At 62.6% G+C, this 6,411-nt stretch carries 6 protein-coding genes; 1 reads left to right on the top strand and 5 read right to left on the bottom strand.

What is annotated here, in order from left to right:
• The coding region (locus EOA85_RS24170) for a gamma-glutamyl-gamma-aminobutyrate hydrolase family protein (protein ID WP_164759846.1) at window positions 1-636 on the bottom strand (636 nt) is incomplete at its 3' end.
• 289 nt (window positions 637-925) lie between these two features.
• Between EOA85_RS24170 and EOA85_RS24165 the strand changes: the two genes are divergently transcribed.
• Window positions 926-2,035, top strand: a complete 1,110-nt coding sequence (locus EOA85_RS24165; protein ID WP_127211440.1) for a TRAP transporter substrate-binding protein — start codon at window positions 926-928, stop codon at window positions 2,033-2,035.
• A gap of 62 nt (window positions 2,036-2,097) precedes the next feature.
• On the opposite strand, the gene EOA85_RS24160 is transcribed toward EOA85_RS24165, so the two are convergent.
• From EOA85_RS24160 to EOA85_RS24145, 4 genes are all read right to left on the bottom strand, one after another.
• Window positions 2,098-3,120 carry a zinc-dependent alcohol dehydrogenase family protein gene (locus tag EOA85_RS24160; protein WP_127211439.1) on the bottom strand — a complete coding sequence of 341 codons (1,023 nt, stop codon included), beginning with the start codon at window positions 3,118-3,120 and terminating at the stop codon, window positions 2,098-2,100.
• A gap of 19 nt (window positions 3,121-3,139) precedes the next feature.
• Entirely contained in the window at window positions 3,140-4,912 is a 1,773-nt protein-coding gene (locus tag EOA85_RS24155; RefSeq protein ID WP_164759845.1) for a TRAP transporter large permease subunit, read from the bottom strand.
• Complete coding sequence (locus EOA85_RS24150) at window positions 4,909-5,493, bottom strand: TRAP transporter small permease subunit (RefSeq protein WP_065006078.1); 585 nt, start codon at window positions 5,491-5,493, stop codon at window positions 4,909-4,911. The genes EOA85_RS24155 and EOA85_RS24150 overlap by 4 nt, the downstream gene beginning before the upstream one ends.
• A gap of 374 nt (window positions 5,494-5,867) precedes the next feature.
• On the bottom strand, window positions 5,868-6,411 hold a 544-nt coding region (locus EOA85_RS24145), incomplete at its 5' end, for a branched-chain amino acid ABC transporter permease (RefSeq protein WP_164759844.1).

Below are 6,411 nucleotides of genomic sequence, written 5' to 3'. Positions count from 1 at the left end.
AGCACGGGCGTCCCGCACCGAAACCGCCTCGACCGTGCCGTCAGTGGCGACCGCCTCTATCTGCAGCTTCGGGCCGAGCCGGTCGATGGCCTGGCGGTGCACCGAATTGACCATGATGTCGCCCGCTCCGAAGACGCCGGCGAGGCAGGTTCCAGGCTTGATCGAAATGGACTGGCGGATGGCGAAGCGTTCGTCCTGATTGTCGCTCGCCGGTGCGCGATGGTCCAGCGATCCCTCGCGCTCCTGAATCTCTGTGGCCAGCGTGCCGCCCAGCGCCACATTCATTTCCTGGATGCCGCGGCAGATGGCGAGCAGCGGCACGCCGCGCTCCACTGCCTTGCGGATCAACGGCAGCGTCGTCGCGTCGCGGGCAGGATCGTAGGGACCATTGGCCTCGCTGGCATCGCCGCCATAGAGCGAGGGATGCACATTGGACTTCGAACCGGTGACCATGACGCCGTCGACCGATGACAGGAGTTCGTCGAAATCGAGCCGGTCGCCGAAGGACGGCACCAGCACCGGGAATACGCCGGCGCCCGAAAGCGCCGCCTCCAGATATTGCTGCGGAACGGCATGCCAGGTGTAGTTATCGAACTGGCGGACGTCGGTCGATATGGCGACGAGCGGCTGCTGCATTTTTGATCCGGGTTCCATTCAGTGCAGGGGCATATTCTGCCTTTAAAATAGGCGATCCGAAGGCGCTTTGCCATGACAAGTTCGGCATGTCGCATGGTCCACCGAAACGGCGTTAGACTTAAGTTGCAAGAGGTGCGTTCGCGCCGCGAATTTCGCGGAAACGCCGCCGGCAAAACCGGCTGCCATGGCTGGACTCGACTTCTTGCCCGTGTAATGTCTGCCGCGAAGCCGATCCGGGGCACAGAGCATTTCCCGAACGTCGGTCTATTGATCCAATAGGGAGGACTTCATGGATCGTCGATCATTCATCCGCAAGGCCGGCGCGACTGGTGTGGGCGCCGCGGCGGCTACAGCAGCGCTTGCCGCGCCGGCCATCGCCCAATCCAATCCGAAAGTGACATGGCGCCTGGCGTCGTCCTTCCCGAAATCTCTCGACACGATCTACGGCGGCGCCGAGGTCTTTTCCAAGATGCTTGCGGAGGCGACCGACGGCAACTTCCAGGTCCAGGTCTTCGCCGCAGGTGAACTCGTGCCCGGCCTGCAGGCCGCGGACGCCACCACCGCCGGCACCGTCGAGGCCTGCCATACGGTGGCATATTATTATTGGGGCAAGGACCCGACATGGGCGCTGGGCGCTGCGGTTCCGTTCTCGCTCAACGCGCGCGGCATCAATGCCTGGCATTACCACGGCGGCGGCATCGACCTGTTCAACGAGTTTCTCGCCACGCAGGGCCTTTTTGGCTTGCCGGGCGGCAATACCGGCGTGCAGATGGGCGGCTGGTTCCGCAAGGAGATCAACACCGTCGCCGACCTTTCGGGCCTCAAGATGCGCATCGGTGGCTTTGCCGGCAAAGTGGTGGAAAGGCTCGGCGTGGTGCCGCAGCAGATCGCCGGCGGCGACATCTATCCGGCGCTGGAAAAAGGCACCATAGACGCCGCCGAGTGGGTCGGCCCTTATGACGATGAGAAGCTCGGATTCTACAAGGTCGCGCCGAATTATTATTATCCCGGCTGGTGGGAAGGCGGGCCGACCGTCCATCTGATGTTCAACAAGGCGAAATACGAAGAGCTTTCACCGGCCTATAAGGCGCTGGTGCACACCGCCGCGCAGGCCGCCGACGCCAACATGCTGCAGAAATACGACTTTCTGAATCCGGCGGCCGTGAGGCGGCTGGTGTCCGAGGGCGCCAAATTGCGCCCGTTCAGCCCGGAAATCTTGGCAGCCTGCTTCGAAAAGGCAAACGAGGTCTATGCCGAGATGGAAGCCTCGAACGCGCCGTTCAAGAAGATCTGGGACTCGATCAAGGCGTTCCGCAAGGAGCACTATCTCTGGGCGCAGGTGGCCGAGTACAATTACGACACCTTCATGATGGTCCAGCAGCGCACCGGCAAGCTCTGACAACAGTTACGGCGCCGCGCGCTCTTCGGACGCGTGGCGCCGTCACACTTCGATTTGCCGGATCAGCGCGGCACAACCAGCACCTTGACTTCGCCTGGCGCAGGCGGATTGGCGATCACCGCAGCCGCCTCCTCAAGCGTCACATGCCGTGAGATGAGCTTGTCGATCTCGATCGCACCCGAGGCGATGAGATCGGCGGCCCGGCGATGCGTAAACGGATTGAGAAACGAGCCCAGGACCCTCAATTCCCGGAACAACAGGTCGAAAGGTTCGAACTCGGCCTTCATGCCTTGAGGCATCACGCCGACGACGACAACCGTCCCGCCGGCTTTGGCCAGCCGCATCGATTGCTCGACTGTCTCTCTTACGCCAGCACATTCGAACACCACATTGACACCGCCTGGCATCAGGCCCGACGCACCGACGACCGTGTCGATGATATCGCAAGCGCTTGGGTCGACCGTCGCCGTTGCGCCCAATTCTTCGGCGAGGGCACGCCGCGAGACCTGGCGCGTCGATAGGATGATTGTCGTCGCGCCGGCAAGCCTCGCCAGTTGCACAGTGAGCAGGCCGATCACGCCGCCGCCAAGCACGGCGACCGAGGAGCCGGGTCTGATCTGCGCCAGGTCCAAGCCATGCAGGCAGCAGCCAAGCGGCTCGCAGAACGCGCCATGCGTCGGCTTCAGGTCTTTCGGAAGGGAGAAGGCCTGCTTCTGGGGCAGCACGACATATTCGGCGAAGCCGCCGTCGCGGCGGATGCCGATGGCAATCAGATTATGGCAAAGATTGATGCGACCGGCATGGCAGTGCGGACAGCTCCCGCAGGCGATGTTGGGATCGCCGGTGACGCGATCGCCGACCGAAAAGCCGGACACTCCGGTTCCAATCGCTTCGACGATCCCGGAGAATTCATGTCCGAGCGTAACCGGCGGCGTACAGGGAAATTCGCCATGGAAAAGATGCCGGTCGGTTCCGCAGACGCCGCATGCCTCGATCCGCACCAGGAGATCGTCCGGCCCGGCGGCCGGTTTGCCGACCTCGCGCAGGGCAATGCTGCCCACGCCCTCCAGCCGCACCGCTTTCATCTCTGTTGCGCCTCCGGCATCAATTGAAACTCGGTGGTTGGGACAGATCGGGTGCTGGCGCTGCTGGCTTGGCAGGCGGCGTTTCACCGAAATTCGGCGGCTGCGACAGGTCCGGTGCAGGCGCGGTCGGCGCCGTGCCGCCATCCGCCGGCGGTATGCCAAGCGGCGACAGGCCCGGCGTTTCCGGTACCTGGTAATCGATCGTGCCCGGGTCGACTGGCGTGCCCTTGTAGTGCATCACCATCTGCGGGAAAGCGATGGTCAGGCCGATCATGATGACCTGGATGCAAACGAAGGGAACCGCGCCCCAATAGATCTGGCCGGTGGTCACCGGTGCGATCTGTTTGCTGGTGAGGCGATCCAGATAGGGCACCCGGGCGGCGACCGAGCGCAGGTAGAACAGCGCGAAGCCGAAGGGCGGGTGCATGAAGCTGGTCTGCATGTTGACGCCGAGCAGCACGCCGAACCAGATCAGGTCGATGCCGAGTTTGTCGGCGGCCGGCGCCAAAAGCGGCACGATAATGAAGGCGAGCTCGAAGAAGTCGAGGAAGAAGGCGAGCAAGAACACGAGGATGTTCACCCCGATCAGGAAGCCAATTTCGCCGCCCGGCAGCGATGTCAGGAGGTGTTCGACCCAGATATGGCCGTTGACGCCGTAGAAGGTGAGCGAGAACACACGCGCGCCGATCAGGATGAACAGCACGAAGGACGACAGCCGCGTCGTCGACGCCAGCGCCTGCTTGATCACGTCCAGCGACAGCCGCCCCTTCATCGCCGCCATGATCAGCGCGCCGACGGCCCCCATGGCGCCGCCCTCGGTCGGGGTGGCGATGCCGAGAAAGATGGTGCCCAGCACCAGGAAGATCAGCGCCAGCGGCGGAATCAGCACGATGATCACCTGCTGCGCCAGCCGCGACATCATGTTGATCTTCAGGCGCTGGTCGGCGATCGCCACGACGTAGATGAAAACCACGCCGATGGTGGCGCCGAGAATGTCGGCGTTTTGGCCCTGCGACGGCGCAAGATAGCGATACGCCGCGTAGCAAACCACGACTGCCGTCAGCAGCGCGACCAGCAACGACAGGATGCCGTGGCCGAGCGTGCGGGCCTCGAGCGGCAGGGCCGGCATCGACTTCGGCCGGACAATCGACATGATCAGGATGTAGAGCGTATAGAGGCCGGTCAGAACCAGCCCCGGGATCAGCGCGCCCGCATACATGTCGCCGACCGAGCGGCCGAGCTGGTCGGCCAGAACGATCAGCACCAGCGAGGGCGGAATGATCTGGGCGAGCGTGCCCGACGCCGCAATGACGCCGGACGCCACACGGCGGTCATAGCCGTAGCGCAGCATGATCGGCAGCGAGATCAGGCCCATGGCGATGACGGAAGCAGCCACCACACCCGTGGTTGCGGCAAGCAGCGCACCGACGAAGATCACGGCATAGGCGAGGCCGCCGCGGATCGGTCCGAACAATTGGCCGATCGTATCGAGAAGGTCCTCGGCCATGCCCGATCGTTCGAGCACGATGCCCATGAACGTGAAGAACGGGATGGCCAGCAGCGTGTCGTTCGACATCACCCGGCTGCCGTAGAAATTGTCCGGCAGTGCGTGCAGCAGCGGCCAAGCGAGATTGATCGAGCCGCCCGAATAGGGCGACAGAAGGACACCGATAAAGAAGAACAGCAGGCCGTTGGCGGCGAGCGAAAACGCGACCGGGTAGCCGATCAGCAGGAAGATGACCAGCGAGGCGAACATGATCGGCGCCATGTTCTGGGCGATGAACTCGATCACGAGCGCACCTCTTCGGCGAGCGCCTTCGCTTCGAGTTCGGCCTGCTCATGGACCGATATGAATGGAGTGGGATCGTCCATGTCGCCGCGCATGATGGCTATCTTCTTGATGATCTCCGAGATGCCCTGGAGCGCGAGCAGGAAAAAGCCGACCAGCAGGATCGCCTTTGCCGGCCAGATAATCAGACCGCCGGAATTGTTCGACATTTCGCCGCTGCGAAACGACAGCGACACATAGGGAACGAAATAGATCACCATCAGGGTGACGAACGGCATCAGGAAAAAGAGGTGACCGAGAAGGTCGATCCAGTGCTGCACGCGGCGCGAGAACATGCCGTAAACGATGTCGATGCGGATATGGTCGTTCTGCTTCAGCGTGTAGGCAGCGGCCAGCATGAAGGCCGCGCCGAACAAATACCACTGCAGTTCCAGCCAGGCGTTCGACGACATGTCGAACGTCTTGCGGATGACCGCATTGGCGGCGCTGACCAGGATTGCCAGCAGGATCAGCCACGACACCCATCTGCCGATGAATTCGTTCACACGGTCAATGGTTCTGGATAGAGCGAGAAGCCCTGCCATGCATTCCTCCCTTTACGCATCGGCCCGAAATCGGTGTCGATTTTCGGAAAGCACGTTGCGTGCTTCAAAGTATCAGCGGCGCGCCATCCCGCTTGTTTTCCGCCGCTTCGATGTGGCCCAACGGTATGCCGTGCGTGGCCCGGCGGGTCAACACAGGGCAGACCGAGTAAAACAATCTTGTGAGGTGAGGAAGGGTCTTGTGAGATGAGGAAGGGGCCAAACAGCGCCTGACGCAGCGCATGACCCCGAAAATGGGAATCGATTTTCGCTGGGATCATGCGCAAAATCAAAGTGCTACAGGGTCCTTTGCGCGTCCGAGAGGACGCGCGCGCTGTAGACGTCATGCAACCAAAGTCTACCCAGGCTTGGTACCGTCAGGCGATCTTGCCCTGATCGCGGCCGGTGCCGATAAGCACCAGCATGGCGACGAGGAACAGATACATCCAGCCATCGCGCCATTCGAGCGGAAAATAGCCGGCCCACAGCGATTCGGCCATGCCGAAAGCGGCAGCGCCAAGTGCTGCCCGCAACGGCGAGAGATAGCCGCCCACCGCCGTCACAAACAGGATTTTCAGCCCGTAGACCAACCCTGTGCCGAAGCTGATGTTACCGTAGTAGAAGGCGGCGAGCACGCCGGCCAGTGCCGCGCAAAGGCCGCCGAAAAGCACCGCACGCCGAAGCACCGCGCGAACATCGACGCCGCACATCGCTGCCGCCCTGGGATCGTCGGAGACGGCGCGCCAGCGCCGGCCGAAGCTTGATTGGGCAAACGCCCAGGCGGCGAGCCCGATAGTTGCCGCGACGACAGCGCAGTCGAGCAACTGGATGAGCGTCAGCGTGGCATTGAAATTGGCCCCTCGCGCAAAAATGATAGGCTGGGCCAGCATTGGCGGCAGCCACAGATCATGGGTGTCGGCG

The sequence above is a fragment of the Mesorhizobium sp. M5C.F.Ca.IN.020.29.1.1 genome (assembly GCF_003997375.1).
GTDB classification, from domain to species: Bacteria; Pseudomonadota; Alphaproteobacteria; order Rhizobiales; family Rhizobiaceae; genus Mesorhizobium; species Mesorhizobium wenxiniae.
This window is presented reverse-complemented; position numbering and strand designations above follow the sequence as displayed.

Bases quoted from the DNA above. Each gene is read 5' to 3' on its own strand.
- EOA85_RS24165 (WP_127211440.1), top strand. From the start codon at position 926: ATGGATCGTCGATCATTCATCCGCAAGGCCGGCGCGACTGGTGTGGGC.
- EOA85_RS24160 (WP_127211439.1), bottom strand. From the start codon at position 3,120: ATGAAAGCGGTGCGGCTGGAGGGCGTGGGCAGCATTGCCCTGCGCGAG.
- EOA85_RS24150 (WP_065006078.1), bottom strand. From the start codon at position 5,493: ATGGCAGGGCTTCTCGCTCTATCCAGAACCATTGACCGTGTGAACGAA.